The 20,680-nt window shown below is 67.3% G+C and carries 11 protein-coding genes; 3 read left to right on the top strand and 8 right to left on the bottom strand.

Annotated elements, in window-relative coordinates; translation table 11 throughout:
• Positions 1 to 393 precede the first annotated feature (393 nt).
• The 8 genes from QOL82_RS24080 to QOL82_RS24045 all read right to left on the bottom strand — a co-directional run bounded on the left by QOL82_RS24080 (position 394) and on the right by QOL82_RS24045 (position 17,783).
• The gene (locus QOL82_RS24080; RefSeq protein WP_283444854.1) at positions 394 to 2,184 is read right to left on the bottom strand and encodes a putative bifunctional diguanylate cyclase/phosphodiesterase; all 1,791 of its coding nucleotides are present in this window, start codon (positions 2,182 to 2,184) and stop codon (positions 394 to 396) included.
• On the bottom strand, positions 2,181 to 4,772 hold the full coding sequence (locus tag QOL82_RS24075) for a hybrid sensor histidine kinase/response regulator (RefSeq protein ID WP_283444853.1): 2,592 nt from the start codon (positions 4,770 to 4,772) through the stop codon (positions 2,181 to 2,183). Before QOL82_RS24075 ends, QOL82_RS24080 begins: the two co-directional genes overlap by 4 nt.
• Positions 4,769 to 10,633, bottom strand: coding sequence for a tandem-95 repeat protein (locus tag QOL82_RS24070; RefSeq protein ID WP_283444852.1), 5,865 nt, complete (start codon positions 10,631 to 10,633; stop codon positions 4,769 to 4,771). Before QOL82_RS24070 ends, QOL82_RS24075 begins: the two co-directional genes overlap by 4 nt.
• Positions 10,634 to 10,647: 14 nt before the next feature.
• Positions 10,648 to 11,595, bottom strand: coding sequence for an efflux RND transporter periplasmic adaptor subunit (locus QOL82_RS24065; RefSeq protein ID WP_283444851.1), 948 nt, complete (start codon positions 11,593 to 11,595; stop codon positions 10,648 to 10,650).
• A gap of 9 nt (positions 11,596 to 11,604) precedes the next feature.
• Positions 11,605 to 13,533: a preprotein translocase subunit SecA gene (locus QOL82_RS24060; RefSeq protein WP_283444850.1), complete on the bottom strand. Its 1,929-nt coding sequence runs from the start codon at positions 13,531 to 13,533 to the stop codon at positions 11,605 to 11,607.
• Between the two features lies 1 nt (position 13,534).
• The gene (locus tag QOL82_RS24055) at positions 13,535 to 15,673 is read right to left on the bottom strand and encodes an efflux RND transporter periplasmic adaptor subunit (RefSeq protein WP_283444849.1); all 2,139 of its coding nucleotides are present in this window, start codon (positions 15,671 to 15,673) and stop codon (positions 13,535 to 13,537) included.
• Positions 15,670 to 17,043, bottom strand: coding sequence for a GAF domain-containing protein (locus tag QOL82_RS24050; protein ID WP_283444848.1), 1,374 nt, complete (start codon positions 17,041 to 17,043; stop codon positions 15,670 to 15,672). Before QOL82_RS24050 ends, QOL82_RS24055 begins: the two co-directional genes overlap by 4 nt.
• Before the next feature lie 317 nt (positions 17,044 to 17,360).
• Positions 17,361 to 17,783, bottom strand: a complete 423-nt coding sequence (locus QOL82_RS24045) for a hypothetical protein (protein ID WP_283444847.1) — start codon at positions 17,781 to 17,783, stop codon at positions 17,361 to 17,363.
• 1,231 nt (positions 17,784 to 19,014) lie between these two features.
• Between QOL82_RS24045 and QOL82_RS24040 the strand changes: the two genes are divergently transcribed.
• From QOL82_RS24040 to QOL82_RS24035, 3 genes are all read left to right on the top strand, one after another.
• Positions 19,015 to 19,416, top strand: coding sequence for a hypothetical protein (locus QOL82_RS24040; protein WP_283444846.1), 402 nt, complete (start codon positions 19,015 to 19,017; stop codon positions 19,414 to 19,416).
• 30 nt (positions 19,417 to 19,446) lie between these two features.
• Positions 19,447 to 19,569 carry a PEP-CTERM sorting domain-containing protein gene (locus tag QOL82_RS29325; protein ID WP_430438538.1) on the top strand — a complete coding sequence of 41 codons (123 nt, stop codon included), beginning with the start codon at positions 19,447 to 19,449 and terminating at the stop codon, positions 19,567 to 19,569.
• Positions 19,570 to 19,882: 313 nt separating this feature from the next.
• Complete coding sequence (locus QOL82_RS24035) at positions 19,883 to 20,494, top strand: PEP-CTERM sorting domain-containing protein (RefSeq protein WP_283444845.1); 612 nt, start codon at positions 19,883 to 19,885, stop codon at positions 20,492 to 20,494.
• Positions 20,495 to 20,680: the final 186 nt, after the last annotated feature.

Below are 20,680 nucleotides of genomic sequence, written 5' to 3'. Positions count from 1 at the left end.
CGATACCGTTTTCACTAACGACAGCTCGGCCAGGGCCGAGGGCATGGGCAACCAATGATCGATAACGATCAACAATCAGCGACAGTCAACGACAGTCAACGAACGGGCAGGAAATTTCTGCACGGAAACATAGTACTACTAATTGTCCAAAGTAAATAGTGGCAAGGCGCCGCGCTGACAATTAACATTGTGCGAAACGGCATCCGGCCCGAATAAGCCGGACATGGCGCGCTTCCCGCAGCACGCTTTCGTGAGGCGGGTATGATGGCCCGCCGGGCCTGGCGCCGATGCGGCAGCGGCTGCGTGAAAGCCGTGCCGAGGGAGCGGGTCGGCTTGCCGCCGACACGGCCATGCCGCGCGGCGGTGGCTCTGCAGCGCGTCAGGCGGAAGGCGTCAGCATTCCAGCAGGCGCTGGAATGCGGCGGCCGGCAGCGGCCGGCTGAACAGGTAGCCCTGGCACTGGTCGCAGCGGTGCTGCTGCAAGAACGCATGCTGGCGCTCGGTCTCGACGCCCTCGGCGACGATCGTCAGGCCCAGGCTGTGGCCGAGCGCGATGATGCCGCCGATCAGCGTGCCCTTGCCGGGGTCGGCCGGCGCATGGTCGGCGTCGATTTCCGCCAGGAAGGACTTGTCGATCTTCAGTTCGTCCAGCGGAAAACGGCGCAGGTAGCTGAGCGACGAATAGCCGGTGCCGAAGTCGTCCATCGACAGGTGCAGGCCCATGGCCTTGAAGCGGTTGAGCAGGGCGGTGCTCTCCGCGGCATTTTCCATCAGCACGCTCTCGGTGACCTCGAAGGTGATGTGCGACGGCTCGACGCCGCTGTCGGCAATGATCCGGTGGACCGCCTCGTAGAAGCCCGGCGCGCCGAACTGGCGGCTGGAGACATTGACCGAGATGCGCGGTATCGCCAGGCCGCTCGCCTGCCAGGCCCGGATGTTGCGGCAGGCTTCTTCCAGCACCCAGGCGCCGATCGGCTCGATCAGGCCGGTTTCCTCGGCCATCGGGATGAATTCGTCCGGCCCGACGAAGCCGCGCTCCGCATGCTCCCAGCGGATCAGCGCTTCGGCGCCGACGATGCGCCGGGTCCGGGTATCGATCTTGGGCTGGTAGAACAGCCGGAATTCCCTGCGCTCCAGCGCCTTGTGCAGGTCGCTCTGCAGGCCCAGGAACTGCAGCGAGCGCTCGTTCAGGTCGCTGGAATAGAAGCGGTAGGCATTGCCGCCCTGCTGCTTGGCCGCGTGCATGGCCACGCCGGCGTTCTGCAGCAGCAGGTCGAGGTCCATGCCGTCGCCGGGGAAGACCGTGATGCCGATGCTGCAGGACAGGAACAGCTCGCGCCCGGCCATCTGGAACGGCGCCTTCATCAGCTCCAGCAGGCGCGACGCGACATGGATCGCGTCCTCGGCCTGCTCGATCTCGGTCAGCAGCACCGCGAACTCGTCGCCGCCGACGCGGGACAGGTAGAGCGGTTCGCCGTCGGCATGGCCCACGATGTCGCTGGTGCGCACGCTCTGCTCCAGCCGCTTTCCGATCGCCTGCAGGAAGGCGTCGGCGACCGCCGGACCCAGGGCCTCGTTGACCTTCTTGAAGCGGTCGACGTTGATGTACAGCAGCGCGCCGATGCGGTCGTAGCGCTGCGCCTGGCGCAGCGTCCATTCGAGGTGGTCGCAGAACATGCGGCGGTTGGGCAGGCCGGTCAGGCTGTCGATGTAGGCGAGCCGGTCCAGGTAGACCTTGGCGACCAGCGTATTGCGGATGCGCAGCGCCAGTTCGCTGGGGTCCACCGGCTTGGCGAGGAAATCGGTGGCGCCAAGTTCCAGCGCCTTGAGCTTGGCGCCGGCGTTGGTGCTCGACGTGAGCACGATGACCGGGATATGCAGGAAGCGGTCGTCGGCGCGCAGCGCGGCCAGGATGTCGAAGCCGTTCACGACCGGCATCATCAGGTCGAGCAGGATCACGTCGGGCAGCCGCTCGGCCACCAGTCCCATCGCGTCTTCCGGCTCGCTGGTCTCGATGAAGTTCACATAGCCGGCTTCCTCCAGGAATTCGCGCATGACTTCGAGCGTGATCGGCTCGTCGTCGATCATCATGATGCGGGCGCGGCGCAATGACGCCAGGTCGTCGCCGTCGTTGCCGGGCGCGGGCGGCGCCGGCCGGATTGTGTCTGATTGCAGCGCTGTCACGTGCTCGCCTTGATGTCGTTAAGTTGGTCGGCCGGCGATTCCGGCTCGACGATGCGGGCCTGCAGCCCGCGCAGTGCCTGCAGCGACGCGGTGATCGCGGCGCTGTCGGCTTCGGCGATGTGTTCCTCCAGCTCTGCGGACGGCTCGGTGAACGCGTCGTAGCCGACCGTGCCGGCCGCGCCCTTGAGCCAGTGCGCCAGTGCGGCCAGTTCCGCGAGGTCGCCGGCCTGCCAGGCCGTGTCCATCGCATCGAGCTGGCTGGCCAGCCGGGACGTGAACTTGCGGATCGACGAATGCAGCCGCGGCCGGTTGGCCAGGCGGGAGACCAGCGGTGGAAGCGCCGCGTGCGGCGCTGGTCCCGGTGCTGGGACCAGCGCGGGCGCGGGCGCCAGCGCCAGCGCCGGCGTCGGGATCGGCGTGGGAGCCGCAACCGGCGCGGCCTGCGGTGTCGCCGCGGCGCGCTCCGCGTTGCTGGCAAGCCGGCCGCCGAGCGCATCGGCGACCGCGGCCAGCAGCCGGTCGATATCCACCGGCTTGGTCAGGTAGCCGCTGCAGCCGGCTTCCGCCACCTGCTGCTCGAAACCCTTCATCGCATGCGCCGTCAGCGCCAGGATCGGCCTGGCGTAGCCCTGGCTGCGCAGCAGACGGGTCGCCATATAGCCGTCCATCACGGGCATCTGCATGTCCATCAGCACGATGCCATGATCCCCGGCCAGCGCCATGTCCATGCCGACCTTGCCGTTTTCGGCCTGGTCCACCGCGACGCCGCATTCTTCCAGCACCAGGCGGATCAGTTCGCGGTTTTCCGGGCCGTCGTCCACCACCAGCACCCGCTGCCCGGCCGGGAACTGCCAGTGCGCCTGCTCGGTCGCGGCCAGGCGCGCGGTCTCGGCCTCCAGCACCTGCCCCGGGTTCAGCATCGCCACGCCGTCCAGCGGCCCGCAGGCCACGCCGATGGCGAAGGTGCTGCCCTGACCCGGCACGCTGCTGACCACGATGTCGCCGCCCAGCGCGCGGGCAAAGCGGCGGCTGATCGACAGGCCCAGGCCGGTGCCGCCGAAGCGCCGGGTCACGCTGGTGTCGGCCTGGACGAAGGCCTCGAAGATGCTGCCGAGCTTGTCGGCGGCGATGCCGATGCCGCTGTCGATGACATCGATGCGGTACAGCGGCGCGCCGCCGCCATGTTCCAGGTGCAGCATGATCCGCACGCTGCCGCGGTCGGTGAACTTGATCGCATTGCCGAGCAGGTTGGTGACGACCTGGCGCAGCCGCGCCGGATCCGAGCGGATGGTGCGCGGCACCGCGCTGCGGGCCTCGACAGTGACGGCCAGCCCCTTTTCGGCGGCGCGCGCCGACAGCACCTCGACCACTTCCTGGACGATCAGGTGCGGCTGGCAGTCGAGCAGTTCCATTTCCATCTGCCCGGCCTCGACCTTGGACAGGTCGAGGATGTCGTTGATCAGGTCCAGCAGGTGTCGTCCGCTCGAATGGATGGTGTTGAGGAATCTGGCCGAGTCCTGCTGGTCGCGGCTGTAGCCGCGCTTGAGCAGTTCGGTAAAGCCCAAAATCGCATTCATCGGCGTGCGTATCTCGTGGCTCATGTTGGCCAGGAATTCGCTCTTGGCCCGGCTCGCGGCCTCGGCGTCGTCCTTGGCCTGGTGCAGCAGCACCTTGTTGCGCTCGATCTCGGTGACGTCGTTCAGGCTGATGAAGACGCCGTTGGGCTTGCCCCGCGCGCCGTGCACCGGCGCGCAGTTGATGACGAACATGCGCTGCGCGCCGTGGCTGTCGCGCAGCATGATCATCCCGTTCGCGCCTTCCGCGCCGCGCTGCAGCTGGGCCAGCCAGGGCAGGTCGCGCTGGCCCAGCGGCTGCCCGTCCTGCGCGGTCCAGGGCAGCGCGCCTGCGCTGCGGCCCAGCAGCGAGTCGGGCTCGCAGCCCAGCAGTGCGGCGAAGGACTGGTTGGCGAGCACGATGTTCTGCTTGCGGTCGATGACCAGCAGGCCCTCGGCCAGCGTGTCGAGCGCGGCGCGCACACGCCCCGGGATCGCCTCGGACGGGTCGAGGTGGCGCAGCACCTTGCCGAGGTACAGGTAGAACATGATGCTGCATCCGAGCGACACGGCGAGCACCAGCAGGAGCAGCGGCGCCTGCAGGAAGCCGAGCGGGCCGTCACCATGCAGCGGCGCATAGCGCAGTTCGAGCCGGCCCCAGTCGGTGCTGCCGGCCATGATGGGCACATGCATCTCGGTGTCGGTCGATGCCTGCCGGCCCGGATCGGTCCACAGGAGCGCGTGGTCGCCGACCTCCAGGGCCAGCGTGCCGTCCGCGCGCCGCAGGCCGGCCGACTGCAGCTGCGCGTTGCGCTTGACGACGGTGCGCAGCGTGGACTCCGCCATCCGCGCGTCGCCGCGCGCCAGCATCGCGGTGGTGCTGATCGCCAGCGATTCGGTCAGCGCCGCGCGGCCCTCGCGCATCGCGCCGGCGCGGTCGGGAACCAGCCCGAGGAAGGAGGCGCCAAGCAGCGAGCTGGCAACCAGGAAAGCCAGGCCCATCGCGATATGGGTGCGGGCATTAAGCATCGTCATCTGTCGGTTCCTGTTGTTGGCCGCTGCCCGGCGTGCCGGCGGTCGTCGCCGGCGACCAGGCTTTCGAGCGAGTCGTCGGTGTCATCGTCATCGTCGGCGTCGGTGCGCATGCGCGCCAGCACCGGCAGCGGGTCGACGAAGCGCCAGGCCGGCAGCGACGACAGCAGGCTGGTCGCCAGCACGCCGCCGCGCAGCAGCCAGATCACGTAGCCGACCGAAAAGCCAGCGCCGACCGCCACCGACGAGCCGACGATGCGATGCTCCGCTTCCTCGGCGGCCTTGACGTCCTCGCGCATCTCGTCGAGGCTGCGGGCCAGGGTTTCGCTGCGCGTCGCGGCGCTGGCGCGTTCGATGCGGCCCTCGGCCAGCGCACTCGCCGCGCCCAGGTCGGAGCTGAACAGCGCCTCGCTGCCGGCATCGGGTGCGTCGGCTGCGGCGAGCAGTGCCGCGGCCGCCGGGGATATCCGGTCCGCGCTGCCGCGCGGGCTTGTCGCCACCGGCGTCGGCGGCGGGTTGGACTGCGGGTTCGACTGCGAAGGCAGCACCGTCTCCGGCAGCGGCGACCCGGGTTCGGGCTGCCGCGCCGGCGCGGCCACGCTGACGCTGGCAAGCTGCGTAGACGCCGGCGCAGCGGCGGCGGCCGGTTCCTCGGACCGTTCCACCACGGGCGCCGCCGCCCTGGCCGGTGTGTCGACAGCCGGCGCGGCAGTCGTCTGGGCCGCAGTGCGCAGCGCCGGCGTTATCGTGATGCTGACCGCGGCGCTGGCGCCAGCCAGCCCCTGTTTGTCGACAGGGGCGTAGGAGAAACCCGTGTCGCCGTTCCAGCCCGCTTCCGGTATGAAGTAGATCCGCGTGGCGCCGCCGTTCAGCGGCAGGCGTGCGCCCGGGAGCAGCGGCGACAGTCCGGCCGCATCGCGGTAAAGCGCGCCATGGGCCGGCGCCGCGCCGATGACTAGTGCCAGCGCATCGCCGTCGGCGTCGCTGGCCGCCAGCACCAGCGCAAGGGCCGCGCCGTCCTGCATGCCGCGGGCGCTGACGGCCAGCGCGACCGGCGCGTCATTGACGGACAGCGACGCGACGGACATGGCGCCGCCGGCGTCGAGCATGCCGTCGCTGACGCTGATCGAGAAGGTGGCCGTTTCGGATTGTCCTGGCGCGACGCGGTTTTCCTCCGGCGTGAACAGCATCGCCCTCGCCGCCGCATTGAGCTGGGCTGCGGTGCCGGTCAGGACATAGACGCCGGCAGACGCGTCATAGCTGCCGGCGGCCGCGGACAGCCGGCCCCTGGCAGGATCGTCCAGCGTGATGCGCAAGGTCAGCTGCTGCGACGGGCTGTCCGGGTCCGCCACGGTGATGCCGGCGAACGGCGCCAGGCTGTCCTTGTCGTTGATCGTCTGCACGCCGGCAGGCAGGTCGAGTACCGGCGCGTCATTGACCGACAGCACCGTGATGCGGGTGGCCGCCCGGGCGACGGCCCGGCCGTCGTCGACCGAGAGCGTCAGCAGCGCGGTCTCGCTGGCGCCGGGGGCGACCCGGTTGGCTGCCGGATTGAATACCAGCGCGCGCAGCGCTTGGCCGGCCTCTGCCGCGGTGCCGGTGAACAGGTAGACGCCGCTCGCCGGGTCGTAGCGGCCGCCCGCGCCGGACAGCGTGCCCCGTGCCGGATCGTCCAGCGTCACCCGCACGGTCAGCGGCTGCGCCGGGCTGTCAACATCGGAGACAACCGCGCCGGCGAACGGGTTCAGGCTGCCCTTGTCGTCGATGCGCTGGCCAGCCGCCACGCCGCTAATGGACGGCGCATCATTGACCGAGGTTGCGACCACGCTGATTGCCGCCGCGCTGGTCGTCGTGACGCCGTCGCTGGCGGTCAGTGTCAGCAGCGTGGTCTCGGCCAGTCCCGGCGCAACCCGGTTCGCGGTTGGCGTAAACACCAGCGCGCGCAGCGCCCCGGTGACCTGCGTCGCGGTGCCGCTCAGGGTATAGACGCCGGCCGTGGCATCGTAACTCCCGTTCGCGCCGGACAAGCTGCCACGGGCCGGATCGTCCAGCGCAACGCGCACGGTCAGCTGCTGGGCCGGGCTGTCGTCATCGGCGATGGTCACGTCGGCAAACGGGTTGATGCTGCCGGTGTCGTCGATCGCCTGGCCGGTCGCTGTGCCGGCAATTGCGGGCGCATCATTGACCGAGGTCGCCGCCACCGTCACGCTGCCGTCGCTGGTGACGGTCAGGCCGTCGTCGGCGGTGATGGTGAAGCGCGTCGTCTCGGTCGATCCCGGCGCCAGCCGGTTCGAAGCGGGCACGAAGACCAGTGCGCTCACCGCGGCGGTCGCGTCGGCCGCGCTGCCGCTGAAGGTGTAGATGCCGGTGGCCGCGTCGTAGCTGCCGCCCTGGCTGGCGACCAGCCGGCCCTTTGCGGGATCGTCCAGCGCAATGCGCACGACCAGCTGCTGCGCCGGGCTGTCGACGTCGGCGATCGTGATGCCGGCAAAGGGCTGCAGGCTGCCCTGGTCGGACACGGCCTGCGCGGCGCTCGTCCTGATACCGATCGCAGGCGCGTCGTTGACCCCGGCGATGTCGATCGATATCGATGCGGTGGCCGTGCCGCCGTTGCCGTCGGCGACCGTGTAGCTGAAGCTGTCGCCGCTGACCGCGCCCTGGCCCAGCCGCATGCTGGCCGCGCCGTTGGCCACGTAGCGGAATCCGCCATCGCTGTCGACAGAGAGCCTGCCGTACTCGGTGACCAGGATGGCGGTCGCGCCGGGCGCAAGCGGGATGACCTGGTCGCCGTACTGGATGCTGGTGACGCTGAGCAGGTCCGCCGCGTCGCGGTCGCTGTCGTTCGCAAGCATGCCCTGTGCGGCCGTGAACGCGACATTGCCGCTGGCGGTTACCGTGGCATGGTCGTCAGCGGCCAATGGGGCATGGTTGACATGCATGATCGTCAGCGTGACGGTCGCATCGGTCGAGTCGAGCGAGCCGTCGCTGGCGCGGTAGCGGAAGCTGTCGGTGCCGTAATAATTCGCGTCCGGCGTGTAGACGAAGGAGCCATCGGCGTTGAAGCCGAGCACGCCATGCAGCGGTCCGCTGACCAGATGCGCGGTCAGTGCGGTGCCGTCGGGATCGGTGTCATTTTTCAGCACGCCGGTCGCCGCGCCGACGGCAAGGCTGCCGCCCTGCTGCAGCGTGTAGTTCGCGCCGCTGTCGTCGTTGGCGACCGGCGCGAAGTTCTTGCCCAATATCGTGATGCGGATCGTGGCGCTGCTGGTGCTCGTGCCATCGGAGACTTCGTAGCTGAATGTCTCGACGACCGGGCCGAGCGCCAGCAGGCTTTGCAGCGCGGTATTCAGCGCATTCGGCACGTAGCTCAGCGTGCCGTCGGCGTCCAGCCGCAAGGTTCCATAAGTTGTCGGCAGGCTGGCGCCGACCGATGCCGTCGCGCCGTTGACGGACACGACGGTCAGCCGGTCGGCCGGATTGCGGTCGACGTCAGTATCGTTGGCCAGCACGCCGGCGGCCGGCACGTCCAGCCTGCCGGTCCGTTCCACGGCGTAATTGTCGTTGCCGGCGGCCGGCGCATCGTTCACGCCGGTGACGGTGACCGTGAGCGTGGACGACGCGTTCGCATTGTCGTTGTCGCGGATGATGTAGGTGAAGACATCGATGCCGGGCTTTTCCGCCGCCAGCGCCCTGGCCGCGTCCGTGTCGGCGGTGTAAACATAGCTGCCGTCGCTCCGGATGAGCAGCGTGCCGTAGATGCCGGCGACGCTGACGCCGCCGGCGGTGACGGCAAGCACGCTGCCGTCAACCGGCGACAGCACCGCGTCCACGACCAGCATCCCCGTGCTGTCCGGGTCGAGGTCGTTGGCCAGGACGCCCGCCGCCGCCGATGTGTCCGCTTGGCCGCCCTGCGGCAGGCTGAGCGCGTCGGGACTGGCGCCGGGGGGCGCGTTGGACGCGTTGTACAGCGCGGCGAAGACGCCGTCGCCGTCGCCCAGGCCGGCGCCTTCCCAGCCGACGACCAGGGTGCCGCCGCCATTCATCGCCGCCGCAGGAGCGGCCTGGTTTCCTGCGGTGGTGCTATTGACAAGGAAAACGCCGCCGAGCGCCGCGCCGTCGGCGCTGTAGCGCTGCGCATAGACGCCGGTGCCGGCGCCGTTGTCCTCACCCGCGCTGGTCCATGCGATGACGAAATTGCCGCCCGCGTCCATCGCGGCGGTGGCGCCCTTCTGGTCCTTGGCGGTCGTGGTATTGACGCGGAACTCGCCGCCGGCGCGAACGCCGTCCGTGCCGTAGCGCTGGGCATAGACGCCGTTGCCATCCCCGTCCTGCTTGGCGCTGGTCCAGGCGATGAGGAAGGCGCCGGCGCCGCTCATGGCGACGCTGGGCTGGGTCTGGTCGTCGGCGTCATAGGTGTTGACCCGGAAGCCTGTGCCGCGCAGCGTGTCGTCGGCATTGAAGCGCTGCGCATAGATCGACTTCGCGGTGCCGCCGCTGTCGGACTGCCAGGCGACGACGTAGCTGCCGTCGGCGGCAATTGCCACCGATGGCACCGTCTGGCTGCCGGCGCCATTGACGCCGCTGGCAAGCACTTCGCCGCGCAGCGGATTGCCCGACTTGTCGTAATGCCGGACAAAGATGTCGTTGGCGGTCGAGTTGGTCCAGGCGATCACGAACTGGCCGTCGGCCGCCACGGAGATCGACGGCTGCCACTGGTCCTTGGCCGTGGTCTGGTTGACCAGGAATTCCTCGCCTGCCTTCTGGCCCTGGTCGGTGAAGCGCTGCGCCCTGACCGACCAGCCGTCGGTGTCGCCGTCCTTCTGGCTGCGGCTGGCCCAGGCCACGACGAAGCTGCCGTCGGCGGCAATGCCGACGGTGGGCGTTTCCTGACGGTCGTTGAAAGCGGTGTTGACCTGGATCTCGCCGCCGAGCGGCGTACCCGTGGCGTCGAAGCGCCGTGCGAATACGCCGGTATTGTTGCCATCCTGGTCCTTGTCGGCCGTCCAGGTGACGACAAAGCTGCCCGTTGGCGCCACCGCGACGGCCGCCTGGTGCTGCTTGTCCCTGGTCACTGAGTTGACCGGGATTTCCAGCGCGCCGTGCCATTGCGCCTGGGCCTCTGCGGTGAACGCGGCGGCGCTGTCGATGCGCCCGGTGCTGAACTCCAGGGTCCAGTCGCCATGCAGCGCACGGTCGCCGGTCAGGTTGTCGCTGGCGGCGACGTCCGCGCCCATCAGCGCCGACAGCTGGCGCACGAAGGCCGCGCCGGCGTCGCCGGCCGCCACGTCGCAGCCATACAGCAGGATGTCGCCGCCCGCCTGCAGCGCGTCGCCCCAGCGCCCGATCTCGGCGCCCCGCGCGGCGAGGGTGGCGGCGTCCAGCGTGTCGCCGCCCGCGCCCAGCTGCAGCGCGCCGCTGGCGCCGTGCGACAGGACGTGGATGGCCGTCAGGTCATGGCGGCCGGCCAGCGCGGCGCTGATCTGGTCCAGGCTGTCTTGCGCCGGGTCCAGTTCGAGCACGTCGATTGCGCGGCCGTCGCGGGCCAGGCCGTCGAGCAGCGTCCGGCTGTCGGCGATGCCGGCCGCGACGATCAGCAGTTCGCGGCCTTGGTGCGCGACGGTCGCGGGCTCGATGAATGCGCCGCTGACATCGACCAGCCGCTGCTCGACGACCGCGCCGGCCAGCGCCAGGCCGACGCCCGCCGGGTCGGCCGAGTAGAGCAGCCGGGCCTCCAGTTCCTCGACCAGCGGCGCCGGCCGTGCGTGCCCTGGCCGCGCGCGCCATGCGGACCAGGCGCGCGCAATGCGGGCGACGGGCGCAAGCAGGCCGGCTGCTGCGGCATGGCCGTGGCGGGAGGTTTTCATCGGGGCGGTCGGCCTTACATCCGCCGGCTGCCGGGCGGCGCGGGATTCAGCATCGTCATGCCGCGGAAGTCCATCCTGAGGGCGGGCTTGGCGCTTGCGGGCGCCGAGGCGGGCAGCGCGGCCGGCTTGGTCGCCGTCAGCGCCGGCGCATTGAACTCGACCTTGCATCGCAGGCCGGCGGGGATGCGGCCGTCGGGATTCGGCAGCAGCATGCGCACGCGGAACGTGCCGCTGGCCGCATCCAGCACCTTGTCCACCAGCGACACGGTGGCCGGCACCGGCGCCATCCCCGGCAGGTCGGTCGTCACGCGGCCGCTGCTGCCGGCCCCGACGCTGCCGTACATCGAACTCGGCAGGATCACCTCGACCCGCAGCGGGTCGACCCGCGCGACCCGCACCATCGGCTTTTCCTCGACGCGTTCGCCCGACGTGAAATAGCGCTCGACGATCACGCCGTCGATCGGGCTGCGGATGGTGCGCTCGCCCAGGCGCACCCGGGCCAGCGCCGATTCCTTTTCCAGCGAGCGTTTCTGCTCCCGCGCCTGCAGCAGCTTCTCCTCGGCGACGCGGGTCTCGGCCAGGCTTTGCTCGAGCGCCTGCGCCGAGATGAAGCCGCGGCCGTGCAGGTCGTGCGAGCGGTCGCGCTTCTGCTGCGCCAGGTCGAGGCCGGCAAGCGCGGCCCGCACTTCGGCGTCGGCCTGCGCCCGGGTCTGGGCGACATCCACCGAGGCCCGTTCGATGTCGTCCTGCAGCACCGCGATCACCTGCCCGCGCCGCACGCGGTCGCCGCGCTCGACCATCATCGAGCGGATCACGCCGGCGGTCGGGGTGCCGAGGTCGGCCACCCGTTCCGGCTCGATCAGGCAGCCGACCGCGCCCGCGGCATGCGCCTGGCCGAAGGTCGCCAGCAGCGCTGCGCAGGCGGCGGCGTTCATTTGAAAGTAAGCAGTCTTGATCATCATGTCCTGTCCTTATTCGGCCGGGCCGCTGAAACTCAGCCAGCCAGCCAGTTCGGTGTCTCGTTGCAATAGCAGCCGGCGTTCGCGGCGGTCACGGCGCTGCGCAGCCGACTGGGCGGCCTGCAGCGCCAGCCGCGCCGCCCAGCGCGCATGCCAGCCGCTGGCTCCCGCCAGCCGGCGCAGCGCCGCCGCCAGCGGCTGCTTCGCCAGCAGCCTGCCGTCGAGCGCAATCGCGCGCTCTGCGCTGCCCGGTTCGCCCTGGCGGGCACAGCGGCCGATCAGCTGGCGGTCCATGCGCGGCGAGCTGTTCTGCTGGCAGCAGATCACGTGCAGGCCGCCGCGCGCCGACACGTCCGGCGGCAGCGCGATGTCGGTGCCGCGGCCGGCCATGCTGGTCGCAACCGTGATGGCGCCGGCCGCGCCGGCGGCGGCCACCACCGCGGCCTCATGCCGGTCGCAGCGGGCGTTGAGCACCGCATGCGGCAGGCCGGCCGCCGACAGCGCCTGCGACAGCGCTTCCGAATCCGCCACCGTGTCGGTGCCGATCAGCACCGGTCTCCCGGCGCTGCGCAGCGCCGCCGCTTTCGCCGCCACCGCACGCCACTGCGCATCGGCGCTCGCGAACACGCCGGGTTGCAGCAGCGTACGGCGGGCAGGGCGGTGCAGCGGCACCCGCTGCACCACCAGCCCATAGCTGGCGCACAGCTCGCCGCGGGACTCGGCCAGCGTGCCGCTCATGCCGCACAGCCACAGGTAGCGCGGGAAGAAGCGCTGGTAGGTGATCTGCATGCAGCTGGCCGCCGGCGGGGTCAGCTCGCATCCCTCTTTGAACTCCACCATCTGCTGCAGGCCGCCAGACCAGCTGCGTCCTTCCGCATTGCGCCCGGTGGTCTCGTCGATCAGGCAGACCCTGCGGTCGCGGACGTGGTAATGCACGCCCTTGAGCAGCAGGTGGCGCGCGGTCAGCGCCAGCCGCACCAGGTCTTCGCCGCGCCGCGCCGCCAGCCAGGGTGGCGCGCTGCCGGCGAGCGTTCGCAGCCGCGTACGCCCGGCGCTGCCGAGCACGATGCCGCGCGCGCCGTCCTGCCGGAAATCCCGGCCGCCTTCCAGCTCCGCAGACAGCCGCCATGCGAGCGCCAGCGCCTGCAGTTCGCGCGGGTCGGCCGGCTGCTGCTGCGACAGCACCAGCGGAATGCGCGCCTCGTCGATCAGGATCGCGTCGGCTTCGTCGACGATGGCCATGCACAGGCCGCGCAGCAGCCGGCCCGAGCCCGCGCCGCGCCGCTGCAGCAGGCCGTCGCGCAGGTAGTCGAACACCAGTTCGCGCGCGGTGCAGTAGGCAATGTCGCAGCGGTAGGCCGCCTGCCGCGCGGCCTGGTCCATCGGCTGGGTCACCGCGCCGACCGACAGGCCCAGCATGGCCGCCAGCGGGCGGAGCATCGCCGCATCGCGTCCGACCAGGTAGTCGTTGGCAGTCAGCACGTGGACCGGCACGCCGGCCAGGGCGGCAGCCAGCGCGGCGATGCCGGCGGCCAGGGTCTTGCCTTCGCCGGTCGCCATCTCGGCGAGCTGGCGGTTGAGCAGAATGTGGGCCGCCGCCAGCTGGGTGTCGTGCGGCGTCAGCCCCAGCGTGCGGGCGCAGGCCAGCGAGACCAGGGCCAGCACCGGCGCGAGCAGCGCATCGCCCAGCCCGTCGCGCGCCGTCTGTGCGCGCAGCGACTGCAGCTGCGCCGCGCGTGCGGCCTCCGCCATTGCCCCGAAGCGGGCTTCGTGACGGCGCACCGAGGCGACGAAGCTGTTCATCCGCGCCGGTCCGCCGCGCAGGCGCGCCAGTCGCGACATCAGCCACGCGCCGCCCGGCCTGGCAGCAGGCTGCGCCAGGCGCTGCGGATAGTCGCCGAAGCACAGGCCTGGCATGGGCGGCAAATGGATGGGTTTCACGTCAGCTGTCCCTTCCGAACTGGCGGACGGCCAGCTGGCGCAGCGCATGCGCCCACTGGAAGGCCAGCGGCTCGCGGCCGAAGTCGAAGTGGACTTGCGCGCGGGCGCCTGCGCGGCCGCCTGCAGTGTCGGGCAAGGCGACGTCGAACAGGAAGTAGGGCTCCAGCGCGCGCAGGTTGTCCTTGTCGGCCGGATCGGTTGCCAGCGGCCCGCCGTTGCGATCCGACAGCGCATCGGACGGCAGCGTCTGCGTCGCCGCCGGCACGTCGCGCAGCAGGCGGGCCGGGACCGCGCCGCCGCCGTCGGCCAGCCAGACCGAGACCGCATGGCTGCGCTCGCGCACCAGCGCGGCGTCGGCATGCGGCACCAGCGCGCGCACCGTGGCGTCGCCGTCGGGCAGCACATGGCCCAGCAGCGCGCCCTTCTTGAGATAGGCGCCGGGCAGGTCGTCCTGGCGCCGCAGCGCGAGGCGGCCGGCCACGCCGCTGCGGATGACGAGGCCGGCTATCTTTTCATCCAGCCGCGCCAGTTCGGCCTGCGCATGCGCAATCGCCTGCTCCAGGCCGAGCGCCTGCGCCCGCGCGCTGCGCAGCAGGCTGTACTGCTCGGCCAGCAGCGCGTCCAGGCGGCTGGCCGCTTCCACGCGGCTGTCGCCGAGGTCCGGGTCTTCCAGCACCGCCAGCACCTGGCCGGCAGTCACCGTCATGCCGTCGCGCGCCAGCACCTCGCGGATCACGCCCGCGGTGCCGGCGCGCACCTGCGCCTGCTCGGGCAGCCAGACGACGGCGCTGACCGACGTGCCGAAGGGCAGGGGCAACGCCGCCAGCGCCAGCAGCAGGCCGGCGCCGGCCACCAGCATGGCGATGCGGGCGCGCGGCCGTGCGCCGTCGCCCAGCACCTGCAGCACGATGCGGCCGGCGGTGCGCAGCGGGCCGGCCAGCAGCGCCGCCGCCAATGCGGCCGCAAGCAGCCCGGCCAGCAGCGCGGACTTGCCCGCGCCCCACAGCATGGTCTGGATGCCGAGCGCGGTCCGGTATGCCAGCGCCAGCGGCGCATACAGCACCAGCCACTTGCGCTCGCCCGGCGCCAGCGCCATCGGCGCGGCATCGGTGCCGGCCACGCGCCGGTGCAGGAAACCGGACCACCAGGCGCGGCTGCGCTGGTCCAGGTTGGGCAGGCCGGCAAGGTCGCACAGCAGGAAATAGCCGTCGAAGCGCAGCAGCGGATTGGCATTCACCGCCAGCGTGGACAGGCCCGCGGTCAGCAGCGTGACAAAGGCGATGTCCCGCACCAGTCCGGGCTGGATCGCGGTCCATAAATACAGCGCCAGCGCCGCCAGCAGCAGTTCGACCATGATGCCGACCGCGCTGACCACGACCCGGTGCGAGCGCTGCGTGAATCCCGACGCGGCCGATGCGTCGACATACGGCACCGGCACCAGCAGGAACATGGTCAGCCCGACCTGGCGCACCGCGCCGCCCCAGCGCCGCACCGCCAGCGCATGGCCGGCTTCATGCAGGCCCTTGATGAGCGGGTAGGCCAGCCAGGCAATGGCAAGGAAGCGCGGCGTGCCCGCGTGGCCCAGTGCGAACGCCTTCAGTTCGGGCCAGTGGTACGGCAGCATCAGCAACGCCGGCAGCAGCGCCGCCAGCCAGGCCAGCAGCGCGAGCCGGCTGAACAGCCGCGGCAGCGCCGGCGCGCAGCGGTCGAGCCAGCGGGTCGGGTCGAACAGAGGCAGCCGTATCGCCAGCGGATTCATCGCGAGCCAGCGCTGGCGGGTCTCCTGCTTCTGCTTCTGCCGGAACTGCGCATGGATGTCGGGCGGAAGATCGCATTGCAGCAGCTCGGCGCTGCTCAGCTGTTCCAGCACGCGGATCGCCTGGTCCTGCGTCAACGTTCGGTCGCCGTGGCGCGCCAGCACGGCGTCCCACGCCTCGGCGACCGTGACCTCGCCATCGAGGCAGCCGACGAAGCGCCACGCATCCTGGTTGATCCGGTGCCGTCGTCCGCTGGCGGCGTCGGCCAGCTGGTGCCATACCTGGCCGCGCTCGGCATGGCGCTGTACCCGCACCTGCGGACGCAGCCGCGGCTGCAGGTGCGCCACCCGGTACCAGTGCGCGCTCAGCAGCGGCTCGCTCACCACCACCCCAGCGACCAGAGCGACATGCGCAGCCAGGTTCGCAGCCGCTGTCCCAGCGCGCTGGCCAGCGGCCGTGCCGGCGCGGCGATCCGGGCAACGCCTTCGAGGCCGGGACGGAGGACGCCGGACCCGGCATCGAGCTTGCCTTCCACCTCGAAGAAATGGCGGCCCTCGCGCGTCACCGCGACCGGCGCAACGCGCTCGGTGCGGAAGCGGAACGCCTGCTCCGGCAGCGCCGTCAGCGTGATGCGGCCCGCCGCGCCGTTCGCCACATCGGCGATGTCGCGCTCGTCGACCTCGACGATCAGCCGGTAGCGGTCGAGCGGCGCCACCACCATCAGCGGGCTGCCGCGCTGCACCGGCGTGCCGAGCGACTGGGTCAGGTCGCCGCTGAGGACGACGCCGTCGAACGGCGCGCTGACGCGGGCGCGCGCGATCTGGCGCGCAATCAGGTCGAGCCGCGAGCGGGCCTGCTCGGCGCGGGCCTGGTAGGCGACCAGCATCGAACGGTCGGCCTGCGCCAGCGCCGCGCCGTAGCCGCTTTCATGCTGCGCCAGCTCGCTCTCGGTCTTGCTGCGTTCGAGCTGCAAATCCTGCTGCCCCAGTTCGGCCAGCACCTGTCCCGCCTTGACCGCATCACCGGGCCGCACATTGACCTGCTGCAGGTAGCCGTCGTCCGGCGCGGTCAGCGCGCGCTGCACCGCGCCTTCGAGGCGCACCGGCGCGGTCACGTCGTAGGACAGCGGCACGAAGAAGAAAACAGCCAGCGCGCCCGCCAGCACCGTGGCGGCAGCGGCGCGGCTGGGTCCGGTCTGGCGGATGCCGCGCACGGTGCTTTTGAGGGTGGCCAGCGCATGCGACCGCAGGCTGCGTTCGCCGTCGCGCCGGAGCAGCAGCACTGGCGCCAGCGATTGCGCCAGCGCCTCGCAGTCGGCCAGCGACAACGCGTCGGACCGGGTTTCGCCGTGGCGTTCGAAGGTGATGGCGCCCACCATGCGCTGTTCGACCGCGAGCGGAACCGTGAACACGGAGCCGCCGTGGCGGCCGGCAAGTTCGCGCTGGGCGGCGACGATGCGCGGCTGTCCTTCCGGTTGCGGCCAGGCGATGCTGGCGGCCTGGTCGATTGCCTCGTCCATGGCAGCGGCGAGCAGCGTAGGCAACTCCTGCCCGGCATCGACGGTCACGCCGTGCGACAGCGCGATCACGCGTACCTGCATGCCTTCGACCAGGCCGATCGCCACGCGGTCGGCATGCGCAATCCCGGCCAGGCGGGTCGCCAGGTCGGCAGCCGCGGCGTCCAGCCGCGGGTGGGAAAGCAGCACTGCATGCAGCGCAAGGGCGGGACCAGGATGGCTGGTAATGAATGACATCGCTTGAGAGTGGCCGGCCGGGAAATTTATTCGAGGTTGCGGACCCCGGCAAGTTGCCCACGTCCGTTTGACGCTTATTTTGCCATAAGTAAATTTCTACATGGCAATAATATTGCGGTTGATGTGGTTCCGGGACACGATTTGCGCGCTTGGGCATGCATCGGAATAACCAAATCGAGCGCGGCGCTGCACATTGCATAACAATCAAACAAGTGGCGGAGGGATGGCCGGGCAACGTTTCCACGAAAGTCCCGCCTGACACGACGGGGCAACGAGCATCACGCAGCGGGATTGCTGCAACGACTGCAATGTCGAGTTCAGGGTGCCCTGGCCTGCCAGAGGTCCGCCGCTAGCCAGCCGGATGTCGCCAGTGGTGCCGGTGCTGGTGGAGTGGCGGGCCGTTCAGACGCAGTAAAGACGGTGTCGCGGTTGGGACCTTTATAGATCGACAGGGAGCCGGTGCCAGGTACGAGGGTGAACGTGGTTGCCGAGCCGCTTTTCGATACCGTTCCGCTCGCGGTGTACAGTGCGTAGATGCCGTAGTCAACTCCCTGGCGGGTCTGGCGTGCGTCGAGTTGCGAGGTGCCGTCATTTGCAACGCAGGCTGCTGCCTTCCAGTACGTGAAGACGCTGAATGTGTTGTCTGGATTGAAGGTGGCAATATCGACATAGTTACCGGTTACCTTTTCGGCGACAAATTGATTCGCCGTGCTGGAAGTGCCAGGGATTTGGGTCGTCAAGTCAGGGGAAATAGACTGTCTGCGCAGTTTTGGTCAACGCCTCCCGCCGGCGACAAGCAGAAAGTCATAGGGAAGACGCAGGAAGCAAGTCTATCCCGGCTCCTTGGTTCATCCATAATGCCGGCTTCATTTTGAGCGGCGTAGTTACGCGTCACACATCGCCATCAAGGGTAGCGCCCTGGCGCAGTGCCCGCGTTACCCAAAGGAGCCGCGCACGCGCCTGCACCATGGAGCGGCGCAGGGCGACATGAAGTTCCAGGATTAAAAGAAGTCACTATAGAGATTAACTGTAGCGGCTCAAGTTAGTGCCGAGTATGTCCTCTCTCGCCCGGCAACCGTTCTCATGATGCGCTCCGCAAGCAGGTCGATGCAACAATGGGTTCGACCTGGGCCAAGGCCCCTGCTGGCTTCGCAATACGGGCAATGCTGAAGCGAGACACACCCTATTGCCGGTACAGTGCCCTAACGGTAATACTGGCCTGGTGCTCGGCCAGTATCTGCCTGCGCTGTGTCACGCTGGTCTTGGTCGGACGGCACAGCTTCTTGCCTTTCTTTTTCGCCCTATGTGCGCACTACGCGTAGAACAAACACGCTCCATTTCGCCGAAATGCCGCGAGCATAGCCAGCATCGCCTTGGCAGGCGAAAGGTCAGACCCAGTTTCCTGGACTACAGCGCAATCATTTGAATGTTGCGGACGCCTGGCAGCTTGCTCGTGCCGCCGACATCAAGTGCATCGCGTCCAAGACGGTCGGCTTCGAGCCTATGGGCGTCCCGCCATCAAGGATCTGGTCGAGCACTCTGGCGGACCGCAGGCGTGGACTTCCCTGATACTCCCTCATCGGCATACCAGTGATCCATCTTTTAGCGAGCGCGCCCGAGCTTGAGCCACGGCTTCCTTGTTGCCTGGTCTTCAGTGCTTACACTCGTACGCGGATAGGGATACGGGCATTTGCCTTTCCCGCATGTGCTGGTAGGCGCAAGGCTTCCAATTCAGATAGGTATGAAAGCGATATATTTTAACAAAGCCGAAAGTAACGTTTTGCATATGGTCTTAAAGGTTTCCTTTATAAATATTCTGCGGTTCAAGAGTCATGCAATGTCGAATTTATTTACAGTAATATTTTTTGCAGCAATTGATAATTGACAAATATTTGATTTACAACGACTTATTCTGTTTTGGAAACTTCGGCATGGTTATTGCTAGGTAGAAAAACTAAAGATTTCTCGCACTTGGAAACCCAAAGTGAAAAACTAAACTTGCTAGTAGCTAAGAGCGTTATTAAGTCTGGTCTTGTGGCAAGCGTGCTGCTGGTGAATGCAGCCTTTGCGGTAAATGTTGAATGGACCGGCGCTGCCGATTTCGATACATCATCATTGACGGTTGATGCTATTCAAGCAAGCCATCTTAAAGTAATTGCTTCTGATTTGTACGTTGCGTGTGGTGGTTTATGCACTGCTGAGTACCATAGCCATGATGGCAGTGCTTCCGTGGGGATGCTGGACCTTGAGTTGGATGGTATTTGGACTAAAGTCTACATCGGTACGACATTTAGCGAATTCCACGTACATGGTTTGGAAGTTGATTTTGGGACTGCATTAGTAACAGGGTTGGAATGGACTACTACACCGTAGAACAACTCATTTCATTATTTTTCAAACAGTATTTTCTATACCGGCAGTCCGGTCAAATATAAATTTACTAATTCAAATCCAGTATCAGAACCAACCTCGTTTGCCTTGCTAGGTCTCGGCCTACTCAGCGTCGCAGCAAAGCGTCGCAGGTAGAAAGAACCGGAATGCATCACTAGGCGAGTTACATCTCAAAGTTCGCTGAGCGTGTACCTTTTTATATCGATACAGTCGATATCGGAGACATGAAAGTGCCTGCAAGCAATATCTGCGGTAATAAATTTTGTCCGCCCGAGTTTATTCTAATCCGTTGAATTGGTTGAGTTTTATTATTTCAAAAGAAGTTTATATAAAAACATTTTTTGCATTCACTTATTAAAATTCTATGCTTAGAAAAATCATGACAGCGGCGTCCATTCTTGCACTTATAAGCTCGACAGCAGTGGCGCAAAGTTACTCGAGTCTCCTCGTGACTGAGGCACTCGTTTATGGCGCGCCACCCACAAGGATATCCGTTGACAAAATTACGGGTCATTCCGTTCAGAGATTTTCTAGCATTGGTGAACTAGTTGGAACCGGCGGCACTTTCAGTTCATCCTTGGTTTGGCAGGCAGAAGGGGATTACTACGGTCTTTATGGCCTCTATGAAGCTAATGGTACGTACAGTCAAACAGGCGCTTCAACGTTGTTCCATCTTATAGATGGACACAGCTTCGTTATCTATCTGGACACAAATCTCGACACCATTTTTGACCACCCAATAAACGGTTCTACCGAGTGGAACACTTTTAAATCAAGCGATGATCGTTTGATTGCGTCTGGCCAAGCGCTATATTGTAGTACCAATTGCGGAGACTTCATTGTATCGACGTCGGGTACGTCTACTTCTTTTACATTAGCTTCGCCATCAGGCGACCTTTTAACCTTTGTATCATCCGGGTCTCAGGTCATCAGCAGTTCATTCGACGTATCGTTCGTGAATGCTCTGCCTGAACCAAGTAGCTTTTTTTTAGTTGGTCTCGGCTTAGTTTATCTCGCTACTTCCCGTTGCAAATCATTAAAAGCAACAACGCCTAACTAGTCAACCTGTAGTTGGAAGCTCGCCTAGCGTGGGATTTTTTTCCTTTGTATAAATTGCATGTTTATATGGAATGCCATAAACGGTCAAATTCGGACGGGAAAGAATCGTTACGCCGTAACGGTTCTCTGCCCGCTAGGGATAGTGTCGTAACCGGAGCTAACTTGGCCTTAGGCCGAATGGCACGAG

Source organism: Noviherbaspirillum suwonense, from assembly GCF_900182955.1.
In the GTDB taxonomy this organism is placed as follows: domain Bacteria; phylum Pseudomonadota; class Gammaproteobacteria; order Burkholderiales; family Burkholderiaceae_D; genus Noviherbaspirillum_A; species Noviherbaspirillum_A suwonense.
Note: the sequence above shows the minus strand (reverse complement) of the source record. Positions and strands in the feature narration are given on the sequence as shown.

Excerpts from the sequence above, each read along its gene's own strand:
- QOL82_RS24075 (WP_283444853.1), bottom strand. The coding sequence starts at position 4,772 with ATGACGATGCTTAATGCCCGCACCCATATCGCGATGGGCCTGGCTTTC.
- QOL82_RS24070 (WP_283444852.1), bottom strand. The coding sequence starts at position 10,633 with ATGAAAACCTCCCGCCACGGCCATGCCGCAGCAGCCGGCCTGCTTGCG.
- QOL82_RS24065 (WP_283444851.1), bottom strand. The coding sequence starts at position 11,595 with ATGATGATCAAGACTGCTTACTTTCAAATGAACGCCGCCGCCTGCGCA.
- QOL82_RS24050 (WP_283444848.1), bottom strand. The coding sequence starts at position 17,043 with ATGTCATTCATTACCAGCCATCCTGGTCCCGCCCTTGCGCTGCATGCA.